25 protein-coding genes are annotated in these 24,622 nt (G+C 66.4%); 9 read left to right on the forward strand and 16 right to left on the reverse strand.

Annotation, left to right across the window (positions count from 1 at the left end):
• Window positions 1-76: 76 nt before the first annotated feature.
• Together brnQ and HMPREF3097_RS00430 are read right to left on the reverse strand one after the other, a co-directional pair.
• On the reverse strand, window positions 77-1,468 hold the full coding sequence (gene brnQ / locus HMPREF3097_RS00425) for a branched-chain amino acid transport system II carrier protein (RefSeq protein ID WP_070760045.1): 1,392 nt from the start codon (window positions 1,466-1,468) through the stop codon (window positions 77-79).
• Window positions 1,469-1,658: 190 nt separating this feature from the next.
• Window positions 1,659-2,642, reverse strand: coding sequence for an HhH-GPD family protein (locus HMPREF3097_RS00430; protein ID WP_070760047.1), 984 nt, complete (start codon window positions 2,640-2,642; stop codon window positions 1,659-1,661).
• A 287-nt stretch (window positions 2,643-2,929) separates the two neighbouring features.
• Here HMPREF3097_RS00430 and HMPREF3097_RS00435 point away from each other — a divergent pair, with 287 nt between their 5' ends.
• The gene (locus HMPREF3097_RS00435) at window positions 2,930-3,544 is read left to right on the forward strand and encodes a carbonic anhydrase (RefSeq protein WP_173362366.1); all 615 of its coding nucleotides are present in this window, start codon (window positions 2,930-2,932) and stop codon (window positions 3,542-3,544) included.
• A 131-nt stretch (window positions 3,545-3,675) separates the two neighbouring features.
• The gene (locus HMPREF3097_RS00440; protein WP_070760049.1) at window positions 3,676-4,443 is read left to right on the forward strand and encodes a hypothetical protein; all 768 of its coding nucleotides are present in this window, start codon (window positions 3,676-3,678) and stop codon (window positions 4,441-4,443) included.
• A gap of 80 nt (window positions 4,444-4,523) precedes the next feature.
• On the opposite strand, the gene radA is transcribed toward HMPREF3097_RS00440, so the two are convergent.
• Window positions 4,524-5,924 (reverse strand): DNA repair protein RadA, encoded by a 1,401-nt coding sequence (gene radA, locus HMPREF3097_RS00445; RefSeq protein ID WP_070760051.1) that lies wholly within the window; start codon window positions 5,922-5,924, stop codon window positions 4,524-4,526.
• A 132-nt stretch (window positions 5,925-6,056) separates the two neighbouring features.
• Window positions 6,057-6,629 (reverse strand): hypothetical protein, encoded by a 573-nt coding sequence (locus HMPREF3097_RS00450; protein WP_070760053.1) that lies wholly within the window; start codon window positions 6,627-6,629, stop codon window positions 6,057-6,059.
• A 322-nt stretch (window positions 6,630-6,951) separates the two neighbouring features.
• Here HMPREF3097_RS00450 and HMPREF3097_RS00455 point away from each other — a divergent pair, with 322 nt between their 5' ends.
• From HMPREF3097_RS00455 to ispF, 3 genes are all read left to right on the forward strand, one after another.
• A complete protein-coding gene (locus HMPREF3097_RS00455) occupies window positions 6,952-7,524 on the forward strand; it encodes a CarD family transcriptional regulator (RefSeq protein WP_070760055.1) in 573 nt (190 codons plus the stop codon).
• Between the two features lie 62 nt (window positions 7,525-7,586).
• Window positions 7,587-8,387 (forward strand): IspD/TarI family cytidylyltransferase, encoded by an 801-nt coding sequence (locus HMPREF3097_RS00460; protein WP_070759675.1) that lies wholly within the window; start codon window positions 7,587-7,589, stop codon window positions 8,385-8,387.
• A gap of 42 nt (window positions 8,388-8,429) precedes the next feature.
• Complete coding sequence (gene ispF, locus HMPREF3097_RS00465) at window positions 8,430-8,918, forward strand: 2-C-methyl-D-erythritol 2,4-cyclodiphosphate synthase (RefSeq protein ID WP_070760057.1); 489 nt, start codon at window positions 8,430-8,432, stop codon at window positions 8,916-8,918.
• Between the two features lie 3 nt (window positions 8,919-8,921).
• On the opposite strand, the gene HMPREF3097_RS00470 is transcribed toward ispF, so the two are convergent.
• Window positions 8,922-9,752 (reverse strand): fumarylacetoacetate hydrolase family protein, encoded by an 831-nt coding sequence (locus HMPREF3097_RS00470; protein WP_070760059.1) that lies wholly within the window; start codon window positions 9,750-9,752, stop codon window positions 8,922-8,924.
• Window positions 9,753-9,950: 198 nt separating this feature from the next.
• On the opposite strand from HMPREF3097_RS00470, the gene cysS reads away from it, so the two are divergent.
• A complete protein-coding gene (gene cysS, locus HMPREF3097_RS00475) occupies window positions 9,951-11,417 on the forward strand; it encodes a cysteine--tRNA ligase (RefSeq protein WP_070760152.1) in 1,467 nt (488 codons plus the stop codon).
• Window positions 11,418-11,470: 53 nt separating this feature from the next.
• On the opposite strand, the gene HMPREF3097_RS00480 is transcribed toward cysS, so the two are convergent.
• The 4 genes from HMPREF3097_RS00480 to HMPREF3097_RS00495 are packed head-to-tail and all read right to left on the reverse strand — an operon-like array spanning window position 11,471 to window position 15,164.
• Window positions 11,471-12,142: a biliverdin-producing heme oxygenase gene (locus HMPREF3097_RS00480; RefSeq protein WP_070760061.1), complete on the reverse strand. Its 672-nt coding sequence runs from the start codon at window positions 12,140-12,142 to the stop codon at window positions 11,471-11,473.
• A gap of 19 nt (window positions 12,143-12,161) precedes the next feature.
• A complete protein-coding gene (locus HMPREF3097_RS00485; RefSeq protein ID WP_070760063.1) occupies window positions 12,162-12,938 on the reverse strand; it encodes a heme ABC transporter ATP-binding protein in 777 nt (258 codons plus the stop codon).
• On the reverse strand, window positions 12,938-14,125 hold the full coding sequence (locus HMPREF3097_RS00490; RefSeq protein WP_070760065.1) for a FecCD family ABC transporter permease: 1,188 nt from the start codon (window positions 14,123-14,125) through the stop codon (window positions 12,938-12,940). Before HMPREF3097_RS00490 ends, HMPREF3097_RS00485 begins: the two co-directional genes overlap by 1 nt.
• The gene (locus HMPREF3097_RS00495) at window positions 14,115-15,164 is read right to left on the reverse strand and encodes a heme/hemin ABC transporter substrate-binding protein (protein WP_070760067.1); all 1,050 of its coding nucleotides are present in this window, start codon (window positions 15,162-15,164) and stop codon (window positions 14,115-14,117) included. The genes HMPREF3097_RS00490 and HMPREF3097_RS00495 overlap by 11 nt, the downstream gene beginning before the upstream one ends.
• 99 nt (window positions 15,165-15,263) lie before the next feature.
• Here HMPREF3097_RS00495 and HMPREF3097_RS00500 point away from each other — a divergent pair, with 99 nt between their 5' ends.
• Complete coding sequence (locus HMPREF3097_RS00500) at window positions 15,264-15,854, forward strand: neocarzinostatin apoprotein domain-containing protein (protein ID WP_070760069.1); 591 nt, start codon at window positions 15,264-15,266, stop codon at window positions 15,852-15,854.
• Window positions 15,855-15,948: 94 nt separating this feature from the next.
• The gene (gene rlmB / locus HMPREF3097_RS00505) at window positions 15,949-16,902 is read left to right on the forward strand and encodes a 23S rRNA (guanosine(2251)-2'-O)-methyltransferase RlmB (RefSeq protein ID WP_070759695.1); all 954 of its coding nucleotides are present in this window, start codon (window positions 15,949-15,951) and stop codon (window positions 16,900-16,902) included.
• A gap of 91 nt (window positions 16,903-16,993) precedes the next feature.
• Here the strand turns inward: rlmB and HMPREF3097_RS00510 are convergent, their stop codons facing one another.
• From HMPREF3097_RS00510 to HMPREF3097_RS00520, 3 genes are read right to left on the reverse strand one after another with little or no spacing between them, the layout of a single operon-like run.
• Window positions 16,994-18,004: a metal ABC transporter permease gene (locus HMPREF3097_RS00510; protein WP_070760070.1), complete on the reverse strand. Its 1,011-nt coding sequence runs from the start codon at window positions 18,002-18,004 to the stop codon at window positions 16,994-16,996.
• The gene (locus HMPREF3097_RS00515; RefSeq protein ID WP_070760072.1) at window positions 18,001-18,702 is read right to left on the reverse strand and encodes a metal ABC transporter ATP-binding protein; all 702 of its coding nucleotides are present in this window, start codon (window positions 18,700-18,702) and stop codon (window positions 18,001-18,003) included. Before HMPREF3097_RS00515 ends, HMPREF3097_RS00510 begins: the two co-directional genes overlap by 4 nt.
• Window positions 18,699-19,775, reverse strand: coding sequence for a metal ABC transporter solute-binding protein, Zn/Mn family (locus tag HMPREF3097_RS00520; RefSeq protein WP_070760074.1), 1,077 nt, complete (start codon window positions 19,773-19,775; stop codon window positions 18,699-18,701). Before HMPREF3097_RS00520 ends, HMPREF3097_RS00515 begins: the two co-directional genes overlap by 4 nt.
• Before the next feature lie 106 nt (window positions 19,776-19,881).
• On the opposite strand from HMPREF3097_RS00520, the gene HMPREF3097_RS00525 reads away from it, so the two are divergent.
• Entirely contained in the window at window positions 19,882-21,012 is a 1,131-nt protein-coding gene (locus HMPREF3097_RS00525) for a LacI family DNA-binding transcriptional regulator (protein ID WP_070759702.1), read from the forward strand.
• An 88-nt stretch (window positions 21,013-21,100) separates the two neighbouring features.
• Here the strand turns inward: HMPREF3097_RS00525 and otsB are convergent, their stop codons facing one another.
• The 4 genes from otsB to HMPREF3097_RS00545 all read right to left on the reverse strand — a co-directional run bounded on the left by otsB (window position 21,101) and on the right by HMPREF3097_RS00545 (window position 24,598).
• Window positions 21,101-22,030, reverse strand: coding sequence for a trehalose-phosphatase (gene otsB, locus HMPREF3097_RS00530; protein ID WP_070760076.1), 930 nt, complete (start codon window positions 22,028-22,030; stop codon window positions 21,101-21,103).
• A 64-nt stretch (window positions 22,031-22,094) separates the two neighbouring features.
• Window positions 22,095-22,607, reverse strand: coding sequence for a hypothetical protein (locus HMPREF3097_RS00535; RefSeq protein ID WP_070760078.1), 513 nt, complete (start codon window positions 22,605-22,607; stop codon window positions 22,095-22,097).
• On the reverse strand, window positions 22,607-24,160 hold the full coding sequence (locus HMPREF3097_RS00540) for an alpha,alpha-trehalose-phosphate synthase (UDP-forming) (protein WP_070760080.1): 1,554 nt from the start codon (window positions 24,158-24,160) through the stop codon (window positions 22,607-22,609). Before HMPREF3097_RS00540 ends, HMPREF3097_RS00535 begins: the two co-directional genes overlap by 1 nt.
• A gap of 54 nt (window positions 24,161-24,214) precedes the next feature.
• Entirely contained in the window at window positions 24,215-24,598 is a 384-nt protein-coding gene (locus HMPREF3097_RS00545) for a hypothetical protein (RefSeq protein WP_210398498.1), read from the reverse strand.
• Window positions 24,599-24,622: the final 24 nt, after the last annotated feature.

Raw genomic sequence — 24,622 nt, forward strand, 5'->3', positions numbered from 1 at the left:
GCTCCTTGGAAGGATCGTGGCTGGCAGTTAACAGCTAGATCCTATCGGCAGGAACACTATTGCGTCGGGAAAATTACTATTCCGCTTCGGCAACAGCCAGCGCGTCAGCCTCGTGGCCCGAGTCCTTCCGGCTCAGGTCCACCACCAGCGCAATAGCGCCAACGACGATCGTGGGCAGCACCCAGCCCAGGCCCTCCGGGTACAGCGGAATCACACTCAGGGCACCGGTGATGCCGTCCATCGCCTCGCCCAGCAGGTCGCTCAGCAGGTCGATGATGGAGAACACCAGGGCGACTGCCACGGCAGCGCGGTAGGTCAGCGGAATCGGGCGGCCACGCACCGCCAGCTGCGTGAAGGTCACCGCGATCAGCGCGATTGCCGGCGGGTAGATCAGGCCGATGATCGGGCCGGAGAAGCTCAGGATTTTCTCCAGGCCGAGGTTGGCCACCGTGAAGCCAATCAGGGTGAAGACCACGGACCACCAGCGGTAGCTGATCGCGGGAACCAGCTCGTGGAAGAAGGACGCCGACGCCGCGATCAGGCCAACCGCCGTCGTCAAGCAGGCGAGCAGAACCACGCCGGAGAAGACCATGTCACCGGCCGTTCCCAGGGAGAGCTTCGACGCCTGCGACAGCACCGCTGCACCGTCCGAATACTGCCCCTTATCCGGCATCTTCGTGCCCATCACGCCCAGGGCGAGGTACACGATCAGCAGGAAGAAACCAGCCAGCACCGCGGAGATCGAGGAGTACTTGACGACCGTCTTGCGCTCCTTGACGCCGTGGGAGTTGAAGGAGCTCACCACGATGATCGCGAAGGCCATCGCCGCGATGGAGTCCATCGTGAAGTAGCCTTCCAGGATGCCCGCGGTCAGCGGGCTGTTGGCGTACTCGCCGGTCGCGGCGGCCGGTTCGCCGTTGAGCTTCATGAAACCCAGCACCGCGAGGATGGCGATCAGGGCGAGCAGCAGCGGCGTCAGGTATTTGCCCAGGGTGTCGGCGACCTTGCCGGGGAACAGGACGATCGCGAAAGCCACCGCGAAGAAGATCGCGGTGGTCACCAGGCGCCACATTTGGCCGGAGAGACCGAAGGTGGACTCGAGGCCCAGCTCGTAGCCGATCGCGGCGGCGCGCGGCATGGCGTAGAAGGAGCCGATGGACAGGTAGGCGGCGATGGAAAACACCAGGCCGAACACCGCGCCCGCGCGCGACGCCAGCTGGCGCACCCCGGCGCCAGAGATGGCCACCGCGATGATCGTGATGGTCGGCAGCAGCACGCCGGTGAGGATGAAGCCGATGATGGCGGGGGTGAAGTTCTCGCCGGACTCGATCCCCAGCATGGGTGGGAAGATCAGGTTGCCGGCGCCGAAGAACATCGAAAACAGCATCAGCCCGACGGCGAAGATCGAGGCGGCGGGTTTCGCCGTGCCACGGCCAGCCGCGGACTGAGTGGAGGTTCCGGAACTCATGAAATGAGGGCCTTTCTACAACGACGATCCGCGCGGTGGCGGCCTAGGACCAGGTTCAACCACACCCCCCGGGTGGGGTGGCGTGAGCAAGCGCGGCCGGTTGTGGCGGTGGTGCCGCTCGAGACTGAACCAGTGGCGGATCAGAATAAACGTATTTAAGTAGAGGTTAGGGTGCCCCAGTAAGAATCAACTAGTCGGGAAGGGTAATCCCGGCGTGGGTGCGCTCGATCAGCCGGTCAGCCACGAGGGAATCCACCGCTCGCGAAAGCTGAACCCGATCGGGCCACAGTTGATCGATCTCATCGACTGCGACGTGGGTGGTCGCAGATTCTCTCAGGGTTTTGAGGACGAGGCCCCGAACCTGGCGGTCCGTGCCTTCGAACTTCTGGACGCGCCGGGCGGCGGCGGATTTTTCCTCTTCCGACGGCTCGGGCTTGCCTGCCGCCACCCACGCGCAGCGCGCGGCGATGGGGCAGAGCTCGCACTGCGGGGTGCGGGCCTGGCAGATCAGGCTGCCCAGCTCCATCAGGGAGGCGGTCATGAGCAGCGCTGCATCCCGGTGACGCCGGTCGTGCCCCGCGTTGCGGTAGCCGCGCCGGTCCAGGGTGGGGTCGTGGTCCACCCAAGGCATCATGTCGGCGACGTCCGCCAGGTCGCGGCTGCGCGCCGGTCCCTGCAGGAAGTTGCCGTGGGCTGCCCGGTGGCACACGCGGCGGACGTTGGTGTCCACCACGGGAACGGCCTGCTCGAAGGCGTAGGCGGCCACCGCGCGGGCGGTGTAGCTGCCCACGCCGGGCAGGCTCTCCAGTTCTGCGACGCTGCTGGGGAGTTCCCCGCCGAAGCGGTCCACGCAGGCCTGGGCGCATTCCTGCAGCCGCAGGGCGCGGCGCGGATAGCCCAGGTTTCCCCATTCGCGGATGACGTCCGCGGTGGCAGCGGTTGCGAGCGCGGCCGGGGTGGGCCAGCGCTGCAGCCAGGCCTGCCACCGCGGGGCGACGCGGGTGACGGGGGTCTGCTGCGACATCACTTCGCTCACCAGGATGGCCCACGGGCTGGTGCCGATGTGGCGCCAGGGCAGGTCGCGCGCGTTGCGTGCGAACCAGTGGTTCAGTGCGCTGATGAGGGCAAGGTCGAAGGTGGTTTCCTGCTGACCCTCTGCGGTTGGGAGTGTCATGCGGCCACCTCCCCGGGGTGTCGGGGTGAACCTTGCCCTGCGATGTGTCCCGCGGGGTGTGGGCGGGGTGCCTGGTGAAAGCGCATCGGAGAGTGGATTACAGCGGTTGTTCGAAGGCAGTGGGTGGGCCCCACCTGCCGGATTGTCCTACAAAATTGTCCTGGGAAAGCTTTAAGAGCAAGATTGAAGCCATGACTGACTCCCGCAGCCCTGAAAGCCCTTCGAATACTGTACCCGGCCAGCAGGCCAACACAGAGTCGCAGGAGCCCACCGCACAGCAGCAGACCATGACCCCGGCGCAGGCCTGGGCTGCGATGCGCGATGGCAACCGCCGCTTCATGATCGAGGATGTTGCCCACCCGAATCAGGACGTCAACCGCCGCCACGTCCTCACCGCAGGGCAGCGCCCGCATGCGGTGGTCCTGGCCTGCTCTGACTCCCGCGTGCCGGTGGAGATCGTCTTCGACCAGGGCCTGGGGGATGTCTTCGTGATCCGCACCGCCGGGGAGATCACAGACCTCTCGGTGCTGGCTTCCCTGGAGTTCGCCGTGGATGGGCTGGGCGTGCCGCTGGTGCTGGTGCTGGGCCACGAGGCCTGCGGCGCGGTGGCCGCGGCGCAGACCGCGCTGAACACCGGCCAGCTGCCGAACGGCTTCCAGCGCGTGCTGGTGGAGAAGGTCACCCCATCCCTGCTGGCCGCCCGCCGCGAGGGCCGGGAGGGCTCCCAGGACTTCGAGAAGCAGCACGTCGTGGAGATCACTCGCCACATCATGGACCGATCCCCTGAGATTCAGCAGCAGGTGGAGCAGGGCCGCTGCGCGGTTGTGGGTCTGCGCTACCGCCTGGAGGACGGTCTAGCCGAGCCGCTGATCTCCTTCGGCCTGGACGAGGACCAGCTCTAGGCTGCTCGGGGCAGCTCGGAACTGCTGCGCCGCCCGACGCTCCGGCCGGTTCTCGCTGCTGCCACCCCACCCGGCGTGTGGGGTGTGTCTAAGCGCCATTAGTCGAGGTAAGCCAACTAAAATCTGGGGCTGTGAACGCAGGACCAGGGAACACAGGAGACAGCTTCCGGCGCCGCGACCCCGAACGGGGCCAGCGCCCACCTCGTGATGCCCAGCCACCGCTGCCGCCTGAGGTCTACCGTCGCCGACGTATCGCCGCGATCGCTGCGGTTGTCGTAGTGATTCTCCTGCTTTGGTGGCTGCTCAGTTCCCTCGGCGGCTCCCAGGAGGACGCCAGCACGCCCGCGGCGGATACCGCGCAGAGCAGCAGTGCTGCGCCGACGTCCGGAAAAGAAAAGAAGCCGGACGCGAAAGACAAGAAGGCCGAATCCGAAAAGCAGGCCGCGAAGAAGTCCGAGGACAAGAAGAAGGACGCCGAGCCGAAGGACCCGGCCGCGGAGAAGACCAGCTGTGAGCTCGCGGATCTGCGCGTGACCGCGGTGCCGGGTAAGTCCACCTTCGACCCTGGCGAGGAGCCGACCTTCTACGCGAAGATCGCGAACCCAACGAAGGCGGATTGCGTGATCGATGTGGACGAGGCCAAGCTGCTCTTCGAGGTCTTCGCGATGGATGACTACCACCGCGTGTGGGGCGACCTGGACTGCAACGAGCCCTCCATCACCGGGGAAGTGACGATCGAGGCGGGGGAGAGCCAGAACTACAAGATGGGCTCCTGGTCCCGGACCACCTCCGCCCCGAATCAGTGCGATGCCCGCCAGCCGGTGGGCCCGGGCAGCTACCTGCTCTACGCGCACCTGGGGGATAACGTCTCCCAGCCTGCGACGTTCAACATGAGCTAGCGGCTAGCCCCGTGCCTGGGCCACCCGGGGCATTAGCCCCGGCGCCTCACACAACTAGCCCCGCGGCGGGCGCCCCGCAGCTAGCTCTCGCGCAGCCGCCGCACCACACCCAGCGCCTGGCCGATGTTCTTGACCTGGTGCACCTCCAAACCCTTCGGCACGCTCGGGCTGGTGCCCGCCGGGATGATCGCGTGCTTCATCCCCAGCCGCGCAGCCTCGGAGAGCCGCTGGTTGATCTCCGGGATGCGCCGCACCTCGCCGCCCAGGCCCACCTCTCCCATCGCGCACAGGCCGAGGGGGAGTGGCTCGTCCTGGGCCGTGGAGGCCAGCGCCAGACCTAGCGCGAGGTCCGCGGCCGGCTCGCTGATCCGCATCCCACCCACAGTCGCGGCGTAGACCTCCCGGCGCCCCAGCTGCATCCCGCAGCGTTGGGCGAGCACCGCGAGCATCATGGACACCCGGCCCGATTCGATGCCGGTGACGAAGCGCTTCGGATTGCCCTGCTCGGTCTCCACCGCGAGTGTTTGGATCTCCCCGACGAGCGCCCGGCGGCCATCCATCTTCACGGTGACAGCGGTGCCGGTCACGGACTCGGTGCGATGATTCAAGAACAGCCCCGAGGGGTCCGTCACCTCCTTGATTCCTTCCGCTGTCTGCTCGAAGCAGCCGACCTCCTCGGTGGGGCCGAAGCGGTTCTTGATGCCGCGGAGGAAGCGCAGGGAGGAGTGCTGGTCGCCCTCGAAGTGCAGGACGACGTCCACGAGGTGCTCGATGGTGCGCGGCCCTGCGACGTTGCCGTCCTTCGTCACGTGCCCCACCGCCAGCACCGGGGTGCCGGACTGCTTCGCCAGGGTGGTCAGGGTGGACGTCACGGCCCGGGTTTGGGTCACCCCGCCCGGCACGCCCTCCACGCCGCTGGCGTTCATGGTTTGCAGGGAGTCCACGATGATCAGCTCGGGTTTGACCGTATCCACGTGGTGCAGCGCCTGCTCCAGGTCGTGCTCGGCGGCGATGTAGAGCTTCTCGGAGAGCGCGTTGGTGCGCTCCGCGCGGTGGCGTACCTGGCCGACGGACTCCTCGGCGGTGATGATCAGCACCGAGCGGTTGGCCTTGGCCCAGTTCGCGGAGACCTCCAGCAGCAGTGTGGACTTGCCCACGCCCGGTTCGCCCGCGAGCAGCACCGCAGAACCGGGGACGATGCCACCGCCCAACACCCGGTCCAGCTCCGCCGAGCCGGTGGGGATGTGGTTGGCGATCTGCGGGTCGATCTCCGTGACAGGCAGGGCATCGCTGGTGGCCCCGGCGAGGTGCCGGGAGCCGGAGCGGGACCCGGCGGTACTCGCGGCGGCGGGGCGGCGTTCCTCGAGCGTGCCCCACTCGCCACAGCTGGGGCAGCGCCCCATCCACTTGGATAGGACGTAGCCGCACTCGGTGCATTCGTAGCTGGTTTTCGAGCTCCGCTTTGTTGCCATGCCGGTCATTCTAGGCAGCGGTGCAGACACCCTTTCCGCCGAGCGCGCCAATAATCGAACATCCCAGGTCAGCGGCCGCAGAAAACAAAAACCGCCGCCCCCACGAAGGGGAACGGCGGCAGACCTAAAACCGAGTAGCGACTACTTGTCGGTCGGCTGGCCATCCTTGTCGCGGTCGAAGGCGCCAGCCTCCGGGGTGTAAGCGACGACCGGTGCGTTCAGGGAGAACTCGGCATCGTCGAACTTGATCTCCACCGGCTTCTGACCGCCGACGTAGAGGTCCTTCACGCCGGAGACGTCACCAGCGGCGTAGCTGAGGCACTTCTGATCCTTAGCGCCCTTCTCCAGGTCCTTCAGAGCATCCTCGCGGTCCACGACGAGGTTGCAGCCCGGCTTGATGGTCTCGTTCAGGCTCACAGCCTGGCCGTCCACGGAAGCGGAGACCAGCTTGACGTCCTTGCCGTCGTTCTCCGCATTGGAAGCGGTGAACTTCAGGGACGGCTTGCCGTCGGCGCCCAGAACCACGGAGACGTCCGCGACGTCCACGTTGCCCTCCTTGGCGTGCAGGCCGTTCACGGCCGGTGCCTGCTCTGCGGTCTGGGTGATCTGACCAGCGGAGCAAGCGGTCATGCCCAGGGCGGTACCTGCAGCAACGATGGCGAGGGCACCGCGGACAACGGTCGACTTCTGAGACTTCACGTTCTGATCCTCCATTGTGAGGCTAGGCCTAGGCCGGTTAAGGCCCTTCAACAGTTGTGGTCATCGTACCCGGCGCAAATTGGCCGGAAACTAATAGCTGCTTCACAGAATAGCCCCTTGGGTGGCCAGATTCCTAGTTCAGGCCACTGTTTTCCCCTAATCCCACCCCGTTGTTACCCCTATTATTTGGGGACGTCGCCCGCCAGCGTCGGCGCGCGCTGGCCGAAGTATTGCGGCTTTTCGTCGGGACCGGGCCTTTCTGCAGGCAGCGGGCCGATCGGGTATGCTCGAACACGGTTTTTAAAGCGCAACGAGGGCGTAAATAGGAAGGTCACGGATGGATTTCAAGGTCGGCGACACGGTCGTATACCCACACCACGGCGCAGCTCAGATCGAGGGGATCGAGCAGCGCGAGTTCAAGGGTGAGACGGTGGACTACCTGGTGCTGCGCCTCTACCAGGGCGATCTTTCCGTCCGCGTCCCGGCCGCGAACGCTGAGAAGGTGGGCGTGCGCGACGTCGTCGGCGAGGAGGGCCTGCGCAAGGTCTTCTCCGTGCTGCGCGAGACGGACGTCGAGGAGGCGGGCAACTGGTCCCGCCGCTACAAGGCCAACCAGGAGCGCCTGACCTCCGGTGACCAGAACAAGGTCGCCGAGGTGGTTCGTGACCTGTGGCGCCGCGACCAGGACCGGGGCCTGTCCGCTGGTGAGAAGCGCATGCTGGCCAAGGCCCGCCAGATCCTGGTGGGCGAGCTCGCGCTGGCCGAGGGCGTCGACGATAAGAAGGCCGACGCGCTGCTGGCCGAGATGCACGAGACGATCGAACGCCACCGCGAGCAGGCGGCTGCCGCCCGTGCGGCGGATACCGAGGGGGATGCCGCCATCGACCTCGACGACGAGCTCAACAAGTAACAGTCACGGTTGCCAGCCGTCCCTCGAGGGTGGCTCAACGAGTAGAGAGCGCCGGGTGAGACGTGTTTTCCAAGACTGATACTGCAGCGCTGCCCGTGGTGGCCGTCATCGCCGCGGCGGGCAGTGGCACCCGGTTGGGAGCCGATCAGCCCAAGGCCTTCGTGGAGCTGGCGGGGCGCACCCTCGTGGAGCGAGCCCTGGACGGGCTGGCCAGCTCCGGGGTGGTGGGGCGAACCTTCGTGATGATCAGCCCGGATATGCAGGGGCGCATGGCGGAGATCCTCGACGACCCCGCGAACCAGGCCGCGTGGGCGGGGATGCGCGTGAGCGCCGGCACCGGGGGCTCCGAGCGCTCCGATAGTGTCTTCGCCGGCCTGCAGCTCGTGGAGGGCGAGCTCGGCTCGCCCGTGGACTGCGTTGAATGCGCGCAGGTGGACGAGGCGATCGTGCTGGTGCACGACGCCGCCCGCTGCCTCACCCCGCCCGCGATGATCGCCCAGGTCGTCGAGCAGGTCCGCGCCCACGGGGAGGCGGGCACCGCGGCGGGAGTGGTTCCCGCCCTGCCGGTGACGGACACGATCAAGACCATTGCGGACGGGATGGTCACCGGCACCCCGGCCCGCGATGGCCTGGTGGCGGTGCAGACCCCGCAGGGCTTCCTCTTCTCCGCGCTGATGGACGCTAATCGGAAGTACCAGGCAGGCCTGGAGCTCGGCCGAGGGCACGCCCGCCTGGCCACGGACGATGCCTCCATCATGGAGCTCGCCGACTACCCGGTAGCCATCACCACCGGCGACGATCGCGCGATGAAGATCACCACCCCGCGGGATTTCGCCATCGCTGAGATGATGGTCGAGCGATGATGATCGACCGATGATGGTCGAACAAGGAAGGAACGAGCACCCATGACCCAGCCAATTATCCCCCGCGTCGGCATCGCCTCCGACGCCCACCAGGTCGAGCCCGGCAAGCCCTGCTGGATGGCCGGGCTACTCTTCGATGGCGCCGATGGCTGCGAGGGACATTCCGACGGCGACGTGGTCAGCCACGTCATCGTCGACGCACTGCTCAGCGCCTCCGGACTGGGGGACCTGGGCAGCTTCGTCGGTGTGGGACGCAAGGAATACGACGGCGTCTCGGGGGAGCGCCTGATCACGGAGTGCCGGCAGCTGTTGGCCGAGAACGGTTTCACGATCGGCAACGTCGCCGCCCAGATGATCGGCAATAGGCCGAAGATGGGGCCGCGCCGGGAGGAAGCCGAGCGCCGCCTCACCGAGCTCGTCGGGGCGCCGGTGTCCGTTTCCGCGACGACCACCGACAAGATGGGCTTCACCGGCCGCGGGGAAGGCGTGGCCGCTCTCGCTACCGCGGTTGTGTGGAAGGCCGAGGCCTAAGAATTAGCGCACGTCGATGGTGCTGGAAACCCGGCCCAGGCCCTCGATCTCAACCTCGACGGTGTCCCCGTGCCCCAGGTACTGAGGCGGCGTCATCCCGTGGCCCACGCCTGCCGGCGTGCCCAGAGCGATGACGTCGCCGGCCTCCAGCGTGGCGAAGTTCTCCACGTACTCGACCAGCTCCTGCGGCTTGAACACCAGGTCGGCGAGGCTGTGCTCCTGGCGTAGCTCCCCGTTCACCCAGGTCCGCAGCATCGCGCCTTCCGCCACCGGGTCGAAAGGCTGCCCCTTCTCATCCGTGGCCATCGTCAGCCACGGGCCGAGCGCGCTGGACTCGTCCAGATTCTTACCCTGCAGCCACTGCTGAGTGCGGTACTGCCAATCCCGCTGGGAGAAGTCATTCATCACCGCATACCCCGCGATCTGGCCACCGTGCCCCATCACGATCGCTAGCTCGCCCTCATAATCCAGCTTCTGCGCCATCGCACGTGGTACCCGCACATTCCCATAAGGCGTGGTCAGCGCCGTGGCGAACTTCGCGAACAGCGTGGGGTGGTCCGGCACCGGATGCCCCATCTCCACGATGTGCTCCCGGAAATTCAACCCGGTGCACAGCACCTTCCGCGGGTTCGGAATCACCGGAGCCAACTGACGGGCCGAGAACTCAATGCTCTCCCCGGCGCTCGCGGAGGCCGAGAGGGTGACGTCCTGAAGGAAACCCCCGAGATCCCCGTCGGCCAGGACAGTGCCGGTGCCGTGGGTGCCGTCGAAGCTCTCCACACGGATGGTGCGCAGGCGGCCGGCGGTTTCGATGGTTGCTAGACGGTGGGCCATGATCCTCCTCGGGCAGGTCTTTTGTTGACTGCCTACCGAGGATAGCCTTCCGGTCGGCAGCCACCGGCCACCGAAGTACAATTGCGGTGACGAGGGGCGCGGGGCGCATCCGCCCTGGCCCACCAGAGCAAAAACCTGCAAGACCCACGAAGGCGGCCAACCATGGTTGATTCTTTGCCCACCGACGCGTCGGAGCCGATGCCGCTCCAGCTGCGCATCTACGACACCGCGAGCCGCAAGGTCCGCGAGTTCACCCCGCTGCGCGAAGGCAAGGTTTCCATCTACCTGTGTGGCGCCACCGTGCAGTCCATCCCACACATCGGGCACGTCCGTTCCGGTGTGGCCTTCGACGTCCTGCGCCGCTGGCTGCTCGCCCAGGGATACGACGTCGCGTTCGTCCGCAACGTCACCGACATCGACGACAAGATCCTGACCAAGGCCGCGGAGAACAACCGCCCCTGGTGGGAGTGGGCAGCCACCCACGAGCGCGCCTTCACCTGGGCATATGACCAGCTGGGCGTGTTGCCACCGTCCGTGGAGCCGCGGGCAACCGGGCACGTGCCGCAGATGATCGAGTACATGCAGCGCATCATTGATAACGGCCACGGCTACGCCGCCAACGGCAATGTGTATGCCCAGCCTGCCTCGATCGAGAACTACGGCTTCCTCTCTGGTCAGAAGCTCGACGAGCTGGACCAGGGCGAGTCCGCGGGCACGGGTAAGAAGGATTCCCGCGACTTCACGATGTGGAAGGCCGCCAAGCCGGGCGAGCCCGCCTGGGATACGCCGTGGGGCCGGGGGCGCCCGGGCTGGCACATCGAGTGCTCCGCGATGGCCACGAACTACCTGGGAGGGGAGTTCGACATTCACGCCGGCGGGCTGGACCTGCAGTTCCCGCACCACGAGAACGAGGCCGCCCAGGCCACCGCGGCCGGCGATGGTTTCGCCCAGTACTGGATGCACAACGGCTGGGTGACCATGAGCGGGGAGAAGATGTCCAAGTCGCTCGGCAACGTGCTGAGCGTGCCGAACATCCTGGAGAAGGTCCGCCCGGTGGAGCTGCGCTACTACCTGGGCAGCGGCCACTACCGCTCCATGCTGGAGTACTCCGAGTCCGCGCTGGCCGAGGCTGCCGCCGGTTACCGCAGGATTGAGAAGTTCCTGCTGCGTGCGGCCGCCTACCTCGCCGCCATTGAGGACGACGCCGCCACCGCCTCTGCCGAGGGGCAGGCTGCCCGCGGCCCGGAGCAGCTGGTGGCCGTGGGGCAGTGGCCGGAGGCCTTCGCCGAGAAGATGAACGACGACCTCGCGGTGCCGCAGGCCCTGGCCGTCATCCACGACACCGTCCGCGAGGGTAATAAGGCCCTCGAGGCCAAGGACACCGAGACGGTGATGCGGGTCGCGGGCCAGGTTCGTGCGATGATGGGCGTCCTGGGTGTGGACCCGTTCGGTGAGCACTGGCTCGAGCAGACTATGGCAGGGCAGGGTTCCTCGGCGGCGATGACCGCCCTGGATTCCCTGGTGCAGGACGATCTGCAGCGCCGGGCGGAGGCTCGCGCGGAGAAGAACTGGGCGGTGGCGGACGAGGTCCGCGACCGGCTCACGGCAGCCGGTATCGAGGTCACCGATACCGCCGATGGGGCTCAGTGGAGCCTGAAGGAGTAGCGCCTCTCCGTTGAGGCACGACCGTGGCGCCGACCTCCGGCTGGGGTGCCGGTTTAACGGACGTGCTGTTCGGCCAGGGCCTGGAACACCGCCTGGTTCATAGCGAAGGCCGTGCTGGCACAGTCGATGATCTTTTCCTTGTCCTCGGCGCCGAGCTCGAGCTGGTTGAGCGTGATGCGGTAGCGGTCACGGTAAGGCTTGATCCGGCCGATGGCATCGAAATCATAGAAGGAAGTGCTGCGCTCATCCAGGCCGTAGTACTTCTCAAACATGCGGGCGATGACCTGACCACCCGACATATCACCCAGGTAGCGGACGTAGTGGTGGGCCAGCGCTGCCGCGCCGTCCTGCTCCGCGCCGATCTGGCGCAGAGCCTCGACGTAGTTCTGGGTCGCCGGCAGCGGCGCAATGTGCTCGCGCCACTGCCCGCCGTAGAGCTGCTCCAGATCGGACTCTAGCGCAGAGAGTCGCTCCAGGCGCGGATCGTAGATCGGGGCCAGTTCCGCTGTGTCCTGGTTCGCCCGTACCGCGGATTCGAGGGCCTCGTAGACGAAGTAGAGCTGGCCAGTCAGGGCAGCCACCGCGTTGATATCCAGCTTCCCGTCGAGCAGCTGGGTCATGAACACTGAGTTTTCAGCGTCGTGGTGCGCCTGGGCGGTCTCGCTCTTGAGCAGGGCGGAGAGCTGGCCCTCGGCGTAGAAGGTGTTCTGGGTGGCGGTAGTCATGGTTTTCCTTCCGTAAGGGTTAAAGATTCTTGAGTGAACTGGGGTTTGTTCTGCGCCGGGGGAGCGCGACCGGGTTGCCCGCCGAGTCCTGGAGTATCTCCACATCGGCGTTGTAAATGGCGCTGATGAGTCCCGAGCTGAGGACCTCCGTGGGGGCGCCTTGTGCGAACACACAGCCACTGCTGAGGACCACGATGTGGTCGGCGTAGGCCGCCGCGGCGGCGAGGTCATGGAGAACCACCACGACCGTCTTTCCCTCGTCGGCGAGGCTGCGCATCGCTTTGAGGACGTCCTCGGCATGCGCCAGGTCCAAAGCCGCGGTGGGTTCATCCAGCAGGACCACGGGGGTGTCCTGGTAGAACACCCGGGCGCAGTGCACGCGGGCGCGCTCGCCGCCGGAGAGAGTGGGGAGAACCCGGGGGAGGAGGTGCTCGATCTCGCAGGTGGCGATCACCTCCTGGCGAAGCTGTGGGTCCGGCGTGGACCACGGGTGCCGGCCGAAGTCGAGAACCTCCTCCGCCGTGAAGGGCACACCGATTGGGTGGTGCTGGGTGAGTACCGCCCGCCGTCGCGCGAGCTGCTTGCTGTTCAGCTGGCTGACGTCCTCGCCCGCGAGGAGGATCTGCCCGGAGTCGATGTCGAGGTCGCCAGCGATCGCGGCGAGCAAGGTCGACTTTCCGGCACCGTTCGGCCCCACCAGCGCGGTGACCTGGCCTGCGGCAGCGGTGAAGCTGACGTCGTCCAGTAATTCGTGATCGTCCACGCTGAAATGCAGGTTTTCTACTGTGATGCTCATTAGTGCTTCACCGACCTATCGGAACGAATCAGCAGCCAGAAGAAGATCGGGCCGCCCACGATGGAAGTCAGCATTCCCAGCGGCAGATCGGTGCCGGTGATCAGCGCCCGGGCGGCGAGGTCTGCCAATGTGGCGGCGAGCGCACCACCGAGGAAACACGCGGGAACGAGTGCGCGGTGGCCGGGGCCGATGAGCAGCCGCAGGGCATGCGGAACCACGAGCCCGATGAACACGATGATCCCGGAGAACGCCACACCTGCAGCCACCACAAGCGCTGCGATAGCGATGACCACGCGGCGTAGCGCGACCACGTTGATTCCGAGGTGCTGGGCCTGGGATTCCCCCAAACTCAGGATGTCGAGCTTGGGAGCCAGCACCCAGAGCAGGCCGGCAGCCGGAGTGGTGAGCGCAAGGATGATCCCCACCTGGGACCAATCGGCGCTCGCGAAGCTGCCCATCTGCCAGAAGACGATGCGATCCCGCGCCGTGGTGCTGGCGATGTAGGTCAGGAAAGAGACGATCCCACCACACACGGCGTTGACGGCCACGCCGACGAGGATGATGCGCGCAATATCGCGACTCCCGCGTGCGCTGGCTGCGACGATGGCGGTCGCTGCGATTCCGCCGACGAAGGCCGCCACGGCGATGGTCCAGTTCGAGGTCAGGATCGCTGCCAGCCCCGCGCTGCTCAACCCGAGGGCGCCGGCAGCACTCGCGGTGTTGAGCACGGTGGCCAGCGATGCGCCGACCGCGGCACCAGAGGAAACACCGATCAATCCGGGTTCGGCCAGCGGGTTGGCGAACACCGCTTGCAGCGCCAAGCCGGAGACCGCCAGCCCCGCGCCGACGATGGCGGCTAGGGATACCCGGGGTAGGCGGACCTCCCACAGCACAACATCAAGGGATGTTGATTGCCCAAGGCCGGTGACGATGTGCGCCAGGGAGCGGAGGGACTGCCCAGCGCTGGCCCCGAATTGTCCGACCACGACGGACCACAGGATGGCCGCGACCAGACCAACCGCGAGAGTGGTAATCACCGCTGGGGTTTTGGCGGCACGCAGGCGGTTCCACCGCCTCCGGATGGCCCGCCGCGGGTCGCGTTGGAAGACGAGCCCGGTGGCTTGGCCGCCTTTGGCTGCAGTCGAACGAGGCGCCGTGGATTGCTTTTTGAGCTGGCTAGTCGCCATAGAGCGCCTCCGCCATCGCATCGATGACACCTGGGGTATTTGGCCCGAAGGAGAGCAGTTCGGAATCCGGAACGTCGAGCACGGAGCGGTTCTTCCCCGCTGGGGTCTGTGATACGCCCGGAACCTCCAGCAGGCCATTGACCCCGCCGACGGATTCCAGGCCACTACTCATGACGATGAGCGTGTCTGGGGCAGCCTCGATGAGCGCCTCGGGGGTCAGTGGGGTGAAGCTGCCATTGATGCCCAGCTTCTCGCCGGCGTCAGTACCGCCGAGCCTTTCGATGAGGCTTCGGCCACCGGATTCCGGCCCGGCGATCATCGCCACACCGGTTCCTCGCACGTAGAGGATCATCATTTTGCGGCCATCTGCGCGGGACTGCGCGGATGCGGTGGCCCGGTTGAGCTTTTCGTTGATCTGGTCTGTGACCTGGTCCGCGGCTTGCTCTAGTCCGATCCCGGCGGCGACCTCTTCGACGAGGGTGCCGATGGTTTCCGGGGTGCGTTCTGCCGTGATATCGATGACCTTCACCCCAGTTGCCCGCAGCTTCTTCATGACCCGGCTCGGACCGATCGAACCATCGGTGAGGACGATATCGGGGCGCAGGCCCAGCACCGTTTCGGCGTTGATCGAGTGGCCGCCGGGGGTGACCAGGGGGAGGTCTTTGACTCCCGGGAAATCGGAGGCGGTGTCTCGCCCGATGAGGTTTTCCCCCATGCCCAGCGCCCATACCGCACGGGATAGCGCACCTGCGCGATCTAGCGTGAGGATGCGGGCGTCGCGCGCCGGAGATTGCTCCACCGTTTGCTTGTCGACGAGGACCTCGGGGTCGCGGCTGGGGAGGTGTGCAGAGACGTGGCCAGCGGGGGAGGAGGCGGGTGAACTCTCGCCGTGGCGCGCAGTTGCTGCCTTTTCTGCCGAGGCGGCCTGTGACTGCTCGGCCGTGGGGGTAGGGCCCGAAGTCGGCGCCCCGCAGCTGCTCAGGGCAAGCACCGCCACGAGGGAAAGCGGCAGAAGTGCGCGCTGTGGGGGTGTCCGCATGGTGGGCGTCCTTAGGAATTCTTGACTGCAACAACATAGGCTAGGTTAACCTCGGTGAGGCTAGCATAACCTAGCTTTATCTTAGGAAGGGGTTCCAGAATGAAGACAATCCGCACCGCACGCCCACGCGCAGTAACCGCTATCGCCGCACTCATGGCATTGAGCCTGCCCCTGCTGGCAGCATGCTCAGACGATGGATCGGAAGAGCAGGCGTCGGCCACCGCCACCACCGAAGCGCCAGCCAGCGAGGCATCGAGCGAGGCTCCGAGCACGTCCGCTGCCGCCGCGTCCAGCGAAAGCGCCGAGGCTGCAGAAGGCGGCGAGGTGAAGATCACCGCAGACCCAGCTGAAAACCTCGCAGATGGGCAGAAGATCTCCGTCAAGGTCACCGGCCTGGACCCGGAGGCGGGCTACTACGGCGCCATCTGTGCTGCGGAAGGCGTCCCGGGTAAGCCGATGCCAGACTGCACCGGCGAGCGGGGGCAGGCGGGAACCCAGCAGTGGATCACGCAGAAGGACGGCGGCACCGCCAGCCTCTCCCCGGCAGGCGAGACCGAGTTCGAGCTGACCGCAAAGCAGAAGGGCCAGGCCGTCGACTGCGCCACGCAGGAATGCGTTCTGAAGATTTTCGGTGACCACACCGAGGGCTTCGAGGACGTCGCAGACATCCCGGTTACCTTCGCCAGCTAGCCACAGCAGCAAAGCAGTGGCCGGGCAATAGTGTGAATGGGCGCTGGGGCGATAGACTTGGTGCTCGATAATTCACGCACAACTAGGGAGCACGATGGCTGGCAACTCGCGACGGCACGGCGGCGTACGCAAGAACAAGAAGGGCCCGTCGAAGGGCTCGGCCGGGGAGAAGCGCCGCGGCCTCCGTGGTAAGGGGCCGACCCCGAAGGCGGAGGACCGCGTCTACCACCAGGCGCACAAGCGCAAGAAGGCCGCGCAGCGCCGGGCATCCGGGGCGCACGACCGCCGCGATGCCTTCGGTGGCAACGAGCTGGTCGTCGGCCGCAACCCCGTGGTCGAGTGCCTGCACGCCAACGTCCCGGCGTCCGCCCTGTACGTCGCGGAGGGCACCGGCAACGACGACCGCCTCTCCGAGGCCGTCCACATCTGCTCCAGCCGCGGTATCTCGGTCCTGGAGGTCAGCCGCCAGGAGCTGGACCGCATGACCGGCAACGGGCTGCACCAGGGCATTGGCCTGCAGATCCCGCCGTATAAGTACGCGGATGTCCACGACCTCATCGAGCGCGCCGCGGATTCCGCCACGCCCGGCCTGGTCGTGGCGCTGGATAACATCACCGACCCGCGCAACCTGGGTGCCGTGATCCGCTCCGTGGCGGCCTTCGGTGGTCACGGCGTGGTGATCCCGGAGCGTCGCAGCGCGTCAGTCACCGCCGTGACCTGGCGGACCTCCGCGGGTACGGCGGCGCGCCTGCCGGTCGCGAAGGCGACGAACATGGTGCGCGCGCTGAAGCAGTTCCAGCAGAACGGCTACCAGGTCGTCGGTCTGGACGCCGGCGGGGACCACACGCTGGACACCTACGACGGCACGACGCCGACGGTGGTCGTCGTCGGCAGTGAGGGCAAGGGTCTATCCCGCCTGGTAGGGGAGACGGCGGATACGATCCTCTCGATCCCGATGGCCGACAAGGTTGAGTCCCTCAACGCCTCCGTGGCTGCGGGCGTGGTGCTGAGTGAGTTCGCCCGCCAGCGCCGCGTGGCGAAGAAGTAGGGCCAGATATTCAAGCGAACGGCCGCGCTAGCGAGTGCTAGCGCGGCCGTTTCTATGAGGTGAACGGGGGATGAGCCCGTTTCCGAGGCTCTCAGCGCTGGTGGTTCTCCGGGTTGGCGCAGGAGTCCGCCTCGCACAGCGGCACGGAACTATCGGTGCCCGGCTGAGAGCTCAGGCCCGCCGCGCCCGACTGGTCGGCCCGGCCGGCGACCCCACTTAAGCCTTGGCCTGCGGCATAGGAGGCGGCGCGCACCTCGTCGGCGTCCATCCGGCGACCCCGCAGCCACTCGATGAACCAGCAGACCAGGTAGATCAGGAAGCTCAGCGTCGTCACGAAGACGGAGACCGGCAGACCGGGCGCCAGCGAGAGCACTAGGCCACCCACCGCAGCCGTCACCGAGAACACCGCGGAAAGAACCACGGCGACCAAGGGGTTGGCGGTGACCTTCACCGCCGCCGCCCCCGGGGTGATCAGCAGGGCGATCAGCAGCAGGGCTCCCACGATCTGCACGCCCTGGCTGGCCACCGCGCCCAGCAGGGCGGCGAAGAGGACGGAAAGCAACCGCACCTTCACCCCGCTGGCAGCGGCCATCGTCGGATCGACGGTGGCGAAAAGCAGCGGCCGCCACAGCAGCGCGATGACCGCGACCACGATCACCGTCATCACCGCCAGCATCTTCATATTCGACGAGCTCACGCCCACGATCTGGCCGGTGAGCAGGCTAAAGGCGGTGGAGGAGCGCCCCGGGTAGAGGTAGATAAACAACACGGAAAGACCCATGCCGAAGCTCAACACCACGGCGACGATGGAATCCTGCTCCCGGGCGCCCACCACCCCGAGGATCACCGCCGCGCAGACCGCGCCGAGCAGCGCGCCCCAGGAGACGCTGAACCCGAAGAGCAGGGCGGCCGCCGCGCCCATCAGCGCGAGCTCGCCGGTGCTGTGTGCCGCGAAGCTCATATTGCGCATCACGATGATCGGCGCGATCGCCCCGGAGAGCACCCCCAGCAACAGCGCTGCGAGGATCGACTGCTGCACGAAATCCACGTTCAGCAGGGCGAGGGTGTCCGCCCACCACTGGCCGGTATGAAACTCGCTCATAGAACGATCACCTTCCCATCGACCTCGATGACCTTCACCTCGGTCTGGTACAGCTCCGAGAGGGTTTCGGTGTTCATGACTTCCTTGACCGTGCCCTGCCGGTGCCCGTGCGGGGTGATGTAGAGAACCCGGTCGGTGACCTCGAGGATCGGGTTGATGTTGTGCGTGATGAACAGCACCGCGGCGTTGCGTTCCCGCCGCTGGCGCTCCAGCAGCTCAACGGTGGCGCGCTGGGCGCGCAGGTCCATGGAGAGCAGCGGCTCGTCGCACAGCAGGATCTCCGGGTCGCCTGCGAGCGCCTGGGCCTGGCGGATCAGCTGCTGCTGGCCACCGGACATCTCCCCGACGCGGCGGTCTGCGAGCCCGGCGGCGCCCACCTCGGCGAGCGCGGCGTCGACCTGCTTCCGGCGGGGGCGGCGGTTGCGGAACACGCCGTGGGCGGTGGAAAGGCCCACGAGGTCGCGTGCGCGAATCGGCAGGTTCGCGGGGAACATCCGCTGCTGCGGGATGTAGCCGATTTTTCCTTCCACTTCGACGGTGCCGCGGGTCAGCGCGCGCTGCCCCAGCACCGTCTGGAAGAGGGTGGACTTGCCCACGCCGTTTGAGCCCAAAATAGCGAGAAATTCCCCCGGGGCGACCTCGAGATTGAGGTCGCGCCACAGGGGTTCAATCGCGGCGTTGTGAAACGCTAATCTCATGCGTCCTCTAGCTGCTTGAGGATGTCATCCACATAGTCGAAGTACGTGGTGCCCCGGTCCGGGGTTTCGTTCACGTTTACAGTAGCAACGTCCTTTTCCTTCGCGGCCTTCGTCAGCTCCTCGGCGGCCGGGGTCTGGGCCTGCTCGTTGGTGATCAGGACGTCCAGCTTGCCGTCCGTGATCAGCTTCTTCGCGGCGGCGAGGTCTGCTGCGGAGGGCTCGGCTTCGCGGGCCACGGCCTTGGCGAAGGACTCTGGGGTGATGTCCTCGAGGCTGGAATCCTCGACGATGGCTTCGGCGACGGACTCGGTCAGCATGACCTTCTTGGCGGGCAGCTTCTTCATGCGCTCGGCGTAGGACGCGGTCTTCTCCTTGATCTCGGCGTCCTCGTCCAGCTCGGCAGGGAAGTCCTCGTCGAGCTCGTGGAGCTGGGCTGCGAGGTTATCGGCGAAGGCGTTGACGATGTCCATGTCCAGCCAGGCGTGCGGGTTCTGGCCGCTGCCGTGATCATGCCCGTGGTCGTGGCCGTGATCATGCCCATGGTCGTGATTGTGACCCTCATGGTCATGGTCATGCTCGTGGGCGTGCTCGTCGTCGCCGTGGTCGTGACCCTCGTGGCCGTGGTCGTGGTCGTGGCCCTCATGGTCATGCCCGTGGTCGTGATCGCCGTGGTCGTGCGTGTGAGCCGCAGCCAGCGGGAGAGCGGTGACGACCGGGGCGTCGTCCGCATTATCGGTGAGCCAGTTGTCGTAGCCCGCGCCGTTGGCAGCGATGAGGTCCGCGCTCTTCGCCTTGGCGATGTCGGCCGCGGTGGCCTCGTAGCCGTGCGGATCGTCGTCCTTGTTCTCCATGATGGTCTCGACGGAGAAGGTCTTCTCCGCGCCGTCGACGCTCTCGATGACCGCCTTGGCGATGTCTCCCCAGACCGGGGTCGAGGCGACGATCTTGAATTCCGTGTTCTCGGCCGGGTTGTCCTGCGAGCCGCCCTCGGAGCAGGCGGCGAGGCCTGCGGTGAGGGTGAGGGTGCCGAAGATGGCGGCGCCACGCTTGCGGGTTGTTGCACTAAAGCTCATAAAAACTTCTCACGGTTGTTGGTAATGGGAACTGGTTGCAATAAGCAATGTAGTGCAGCACCCCTCCGCCCAGCAATTTTTTGGCCAACCGCCTACGGTAAGAGGCATGAATCAACCCGCCCGCCGAGGCACCCTCGCCTCCATCGCCGCCGAGTTGGGCGTATCCCGAACCACCGTCTCCAATGCCTATAACCGGCCCGGCCAACTCTCCGAGGAGCTGCGCACCAAGATCCTGCAGACCGCGGAGAAGATGGGCTACCCGGGGCCCGACCCCATCGCGCGCTCCCTGCGCATCCAGCGGGCGGGGGCCGTCGGCGTTCTCCTGACCGAGGAGCTGACCTACGCCTTCGATGACCAGGCCTCTGTTGAATTCATGTCTGGCGTCTCGCAGGCCTGCGGCGAGATGGGTGTGTCCATGCTGCTCATCCCCGCTGGGGTGCAGTCTGATGGGAAGGACGCCACCGCCCTGGTCAACCAGGCCGCTGTCGACGGTTTCATCGTCTACTCCGTCGCCGACGAAGACCCCTACCTGGAGGCCGCCATCAGCCGGGGACGTCCCGTCGTCATCTGTGACCAGCCCGCCGGCCGGGAGGGGGTCCGCTTCGTCGGTATCGACGACCGCGAGGCCATCAAACCGGTCGTCCGTCGTCTCGTCGACGCAGGTCACCGCAAGATCGGCATCCTGTGCATCCGGCTGGATCGGGAACCCAACAACGGGCCCGTCAGCCAGGAGCGGCTTGCCGGGGCGCGCATGAATGTGCAGCGGGATCGTGTGACCGGCGCGCTGGAGATCCTCGCTGAGGCGGGCATCGATACCGCCAGCGTGCCCCTCGTGGAGCGCCACATTAACGACGCTGGAACTACCGAGGACGCGGCCCGCGAGCTGTTGGAGAATAACCCGGATCTCACCGCCGTGGTGTGTACGACCGACTCGATGGCGCTCGGTCTGCTGCGCTACGCCGAATCGGCGGGCATCGACGTGCCCGGCGATCTCTCGGTGACTGGTTTCGACGGCATCCCGCAGGCCGAGGCCGCAGGTCTGGTCACGGTGCGCCAGCCCTCCCGCACCAAGGGGCGGCTGAGTGGTGAGCAGCTCGCGGAGGAGATCAGCGAGCGCCGGAAGGCGGCGAAGAACCGGAAGTCCGCGCCTTCGCGGGCGCAGTCGGAGAACCCGCCGGCGGTCTACCTGGAGACCACGGTGCTGGACGGAACTTCTATCGCCGCCCCGCGGGCTTAGGGAAAGCGGGCACTAACCACCCAGCTCCGCGGGCCACTGCGCCGCGGGCACTAACCACGCAGCTCCGCGGGCAACTGCGCCGCGGGCACTAATGACGCAGCTCCGCGAGCTGCTGGAGTGCGTCTCGAACGGCGAAGGGGCTGCCCAGGCTACGGGCTGCCGCGGTGGTGTCTGAGAGCCGGCCGCCCACGTGGACGCCGACGTCTGGGCGTGGCTGGGTCAGGGTGGCAAGGACGGTTTCGTCCGTGACGTCGTCGCCCAGGAAGAAGACCACGTGCTCCGGCAGCTGGGTGCGCAGGCCCGCCACGTAGCTGCCCTTTGTTGCGGTGGCCACGCTGAGTTCCAGGATGTCGCGCCCCCAGGTGACCTGCACCGGAACCGCCGGGGTGCTGCAGGTGGCCGCGAACTCCGCCAAGCGGTGATTCGCCTGCTCCGCGGCCTCAGGGCTGGCGGCCTGCCGGGTGTGCAGGCCCACCGAGTACGGCTTGTACTCCACCCACATGCCGGGGTTGGCTGCCGCGATCTGTTCGGCGTGGCTGCCCAGCTTCTTCAACACCTGCGCCTGAGCCGAGGAAGTGGAGTTCGCGGTAGCGTCCGTGGTGCTGCCGACGGCGTCCTCGCTCGAGGTGTCGGTGCCACCCGAGAGTGAGTCCTCCGCGCCGTGGGAGCCGACCAGGCGGATATCGTCCGGGCCCGGGCTTTCGAGTACCGGTAGGCCGGTGACCGCGGAGAGTTCGCGCAGCTGGCGGCCGGAGATGATGAGCACCGTTACGCCTGGGAGCCCGGCGAGCTCGTGCAGTGCCTCCAGCGCGCCGGGGACCGCGCGCACGTCGGTGGGGGAGTCCGAGAACTCCGCCAGCGTGCCGTCGAAGTCGACCGCGAGTAGGAGCCTCTCCGCCGCCGCGAGGTAGGAGAGATCCTCCGCGCCCAGAGTGTCGGGGCCCAGCTTGTTGGGATCCTGTTCCTTGGGACGCGGTGAGTTGGGGTCCTGCGGGTTCGGGGGCAGGCTAGCGGGCATTGGCGAGCTCCTTTAAGTGTTCTCTTCGCGGGGCCCGTGGCAGCCCCTGGGGGACGGGTACTGCCTAAGCGCGGGAGACCATGCTCAGCGACTTCGGGGTCTCCCACTCCGGGGCGTCCGGGTGGAATTGCTGCAGCCGCAGCGAGCGTCCACCGTCGCGGGTATAGGTCAGCGTCTGGTTCTCCATGACGTCACGAAGGCGCTCAGCGTTGCGCTCATCGCTCGGTGCGCACTGGGATTCGCCGCCGATTTCTTCGACGCTCAGCTGACCGACCTCCAGCTGGGATTCCTTCTCCCGCCATTGCACGTCGGCCTTGAGATTCAGGCAGCCGCTGGCCCCGGTCAGGGAGTCCTCACCAATGACCAGGAAGAGGCGGCCCTCCTGGGTCTCGGGCAGATCCGCCGGTGTCTCCGAGTCCTGGTAGATGCGTGTGACCTGCCATTGGGTCCAGCCCACCGGGGATTCGGACTCGCCGCAGGCGCTGAGCCCCAGTAGTCCGGCGGCAGCGAGGATGGCGGCACCCGCTCGGGCCGTCGTTCGGCCCCGGTGCGCTCCGCGGAAGTTTCCGAGTTCCATCACTGTTCCTCCCCACCCGGGGACGTCGCGTCTGTGCGCAGTTCGGCCAGGAAGCTGTCCGCCCAGCGGTCGACGTCGAACTCGCGGACGTTCTCCCACATCTTCCGCATCCGCGCCCGGCGATCCGAAGGCTTGGAGGTCGCCGCCGCGAGGATGGTCTGCGAAAGTTGGGTTTTATCGTAAGGGTTGCACATGAACGCGCTGGTCAGCTGCGTGGCCGCACCCGTGAACTCCGAGAGCACCAGGGCACCCGTGCCATCCGAGTGGCAGGCTACGTACTCCTTGGCCACCAGGTTCATCCCGTCCTTCAGCGCGGTGACCAGCATGATATCCGCCGCCAGGTACAGCGCCACCAGCTTCTTGAAGGACTGGTTATTGTGCACATAGCTGACCACCGGCCGGCCCATCGAGCCGTGCTTGCCGTTGATTCGGGAGACGATGCGCTCCACGTCCTTGCGGGTGGCCTGGTAGTCCTCCAGTCGCTCCCGCGAGGGGGTGGCCACCTGCACCATCGAGATGTCCTTGGCCTTGAGCCCGTGCTTCTTCAGCTCACCGGAGTCCAGCAGCTCCTCAAGAGCCAGCAGGCGCTGCACGATGCCCTTCGTATAATCCAGCCGGTCCACCCCGGCCATCAACACCTTCGGTGAGCCCAACTGCTGGCTCAAGTGCTGCGCTTTGGCCAGCGTCTCTGGCTGCTGGGCCTGTAGTTCGACGGCGGCGGAGTCCAAGGAAATCGGAAACACCCCGATGCGGGCTACATGCTCCTGAGCCTTGCCATCGACCTCGGCCGGAGCTTCGGCTGCGGCAGTACCGGTCGTCGAGGGATTCATGGTGCACCAGCCGATGACGAAGTTCTCCTCCGGGAGGCGGGCACCATTGACGAACTCGGCGTCGGTGGGGTCGTCGTAATGAACGTCGAAATCCAACGCGCGGAGCGTATGCAGGAAGTTCCGGGCGCTGTCCTGGGTCTGGAAACCGATGAGATCCGCGCCGAGCGTGCCAGCCAGCACCTCGCGGCGCCACGGAAGCTGGCGGAACAGCTCCGGGGCGGGGAAGGGGATGTGGAGGAAGAAACCAATCTTCAGATCCGGGCGCGCCTCGCGGATCATGCCGGGAACCAGGTGCAGCTGATAATCCTGCACCCACACCGTCGCACCGGGCGCGGCCTCCTTGATCGCCTTATCGGCAAAACGGCGGTTGACAGCGTGATAGCTGGCCCACCAGGAGCGCTTATAGCGCGGATGCACAATCAGGTCGTGGTACAGCGGCCACAGCCCCGCATTGGAGAAGCCCTCGTAGAACTCCTCGTAATCCGTCTCGGAGAGATTCACCGGGATCAGGTCGATGCCGGTCTTCTTGCGCGGAGGCATCTCCTTGGACTTGACCTTCTTGGTCGTCCCCGGCCAGCCGATCCACGCGCCGTTATTGTGCTGCAGCACCGGCTTGAGCGCCGTGACGAGCCCGCCCGGGGAGGCGACCCACTTATCGTCGATCCGGTCGACGGGCAGACGGTTGGCGATAACAAGAAAATCCGAACCACCGTCGGTGGCCATCGTGCCTCCTGAAGCGCTTCCTAGGTGCCGATTATGGCACCAAGTGTACGCGGACTACTGGGCCTTCTTCGTGGCCTTTTTCGTCGCCTTCTTAGCGGCCTTCTTGGTGCTCTTCTTCGCAGCCTTCTTCGTAGCCTTCTTGGTCGCCTTTTTCGCAGCCTTCTTGGTGCTCTTCTTGGCGGCCTTCTTTGCAGCCTTCTTCGTGGTCTTCCGGCTAGCCTTCTTCGTGGCGGCCTCGTTGGCCTCCAGCTCTTCGACGACCTTGCGGTGGATCAGGCCATCCGGCTCGACACCCAGCATGCTCATCAGGGTCACGCCGTCCAGGAAGTCCTCGGCATAGGTGGCAACGATCCGCTGGGCGGCGAGAGCGGTTTCCACCGGTACGGCGTGCAGAGACTCGGCGCTAGCTGGACGATTGTCTGTGACCTTTGGGGGCACTGGCATCCTCTTTCACGAAAACTC

This window comes from Corynebacterium sp. HMSC27B11, assembly GCF_001815985.1.
In the GTDB taxonomy this organism is placed as follows: domain Bacteria; phylum Actinomycetota; class Actinomycetes; order Mycobacteriales; family Mycobacteriaceae; genus Corynebacterium.

Bases quoted from the DNA above. Each gene is read 5' to 3' on its own strand.
- ispF (WP_070760057.1), top strand. From the start codon at position 8,430: ATGACCCAGCCAATTATCCCCCGCGTCGGCATCGCCTCCGACGCCCAC.
- HMPREF3097_RS00480 (WP_070760061.1), bottom strand. From the start codon at position 12,142: ATGACTACCGCCACCCAGAACACCTTCTACGCCGAGGGCCAGCTCTCC.
- brnQ (WP_070760045.1), bottom strand. From the start codon at position 1,468: ATGAGTTCCGGAACCTCCACTCAGTCCGCGGCTGGCCGTGGCACGGCG.
- HMPREF3097_RS00535 (WP_070760078.1), bottom strand. From the start codon at position 22,607: ATGGAACTCGGAAACTTCCGCGGAGCGCACCGGGGCCGAACGACGGCC.
- HMPREF3097_RS00430 (WP_070760047.1), bottom strand. From the start codon at position 2,642: ATGACACTCCCAACCGCAGAGGGTCAGCAGGAAACCACCTTCGACCTT.
- HMPREF3097_RS00455 (WP_070760055.1), top strand. From the start codon at position 6,952: ATGGATTTCAAGGTCGGCGACACGGTCGTATACCCACACCACGGCGCA.
- HMPREF3097_RS00435 (WP_173362366.1), top strand. From the start codon at position 2,930: ATGACCCCGGCGCAGGCCTGGGCTGCGATGCGCGATGGCAACCGCCGC.
- HMPREF3097_RS00525 (WP_070759702.1), top strand. From the start codon at position 19,882: ATGAATCAACCCGCCCGCCGAGGCACCCTCGCCTCCATCGCCGCCGAG.
- HMPREF3097_RS00540 (WP_070760080.1), bottom strand. From the start codon at position 24,160: ATGGCCACCGACGGTGGTTCGGATTTTCTTGTTATCGCCAACCGTCTG.
- rlmB (WP_070759695.1), top strand. From the start codon at position 15,949: ATGGCTGGCAACTCGCGACGGCACGGCGGCGTACGCAAGAACAAGAAG.
- HMPREF3097_RS00520 (WP_070760074.1), bottom strand. From the start codon at position 19,775: ATGAGCTTTAGTGCAACAACCCGCAAGCGTGGCGCCGCCATCTTCGGC.
- HMPREF3097_RS00515 (WP_070760072.1), bottom strand. From the start codon at position 18,702: ATGAGATTAGCGTTTCACAACGCCGCGATTGAACCCCTGTGGCGCGAC.
- HMPREF3097_RS00500 (WP_070760069.1), top strand. From the start codon at position 15,264: ATGAAGACAATCCGCACCGCACGCCCACGCGCAGTAACCGCTATCGCC.
- HMPREF3097_RS00450 (WP_070760053.1), bottom strand. From the start codon at position 6,629: ATGGAGGATCAGAACGTGAAGTCTCAGAAGTCGACCGTTGTCCGCGGT.
- cysS (WP_070760152.1), top strand. From the start codon at position 9,951: ATGCCGCTCCAGCTGCGCATCTACGACACCGCGAGCCGCAAGGTCCGC.
- HMPREF3097_RS00485 (WP_070760063.1), bottom strand. From the start codon at position 12,938: ATGAGCATCACAGTAGAAAACCTGCATTTCAGCGTGGACGATCACGAA.
- HMPREF3097_RS00495 (WP_070760067.1), bottom strand. From the start codon at position 15,164: ATGCGGACACCCCCACAGCGCGCACTTCTGCCGCTTTCCCTCGTGGCG.
- radA (WP_070760051.1), bottom strand. From the start codon at position 5,924: ATGACCGGCATGGCAACAAAGCGGAGCTCGAAAACCAGCTACGAATGC.
- HMPREF3097_RS00490 (WP_070760065.1), bottom strand. From the start codon at position 14,125: ATGGCGACTAGCCAGCTCAAAAAGCAATCCACGGCGCCTCGTTCGACT.
- HMPREF3097_RS00470 (WP_070760059.1), bottom strand. From the start codon at position 9,752: ATGGCCCACCGTCTAGCAACCATCGAAACCGCCGGCCGCCTGCGCACC.
- otsB (WP_070760076.1), bottom strand. From the start codon at position 22,030: ATGCCCGCTAGCCTGCCCCCGAACCCGCAGGACCCCAACTCACCGCGT.
- HMPREF3097_RS00510 (WP_070760070.1), bottom strand. From the start codon at position 18,004: ATGAGCGAGTTTCATACCGGCCAGTGGTGGGCGGACACCCTCGCCCTG.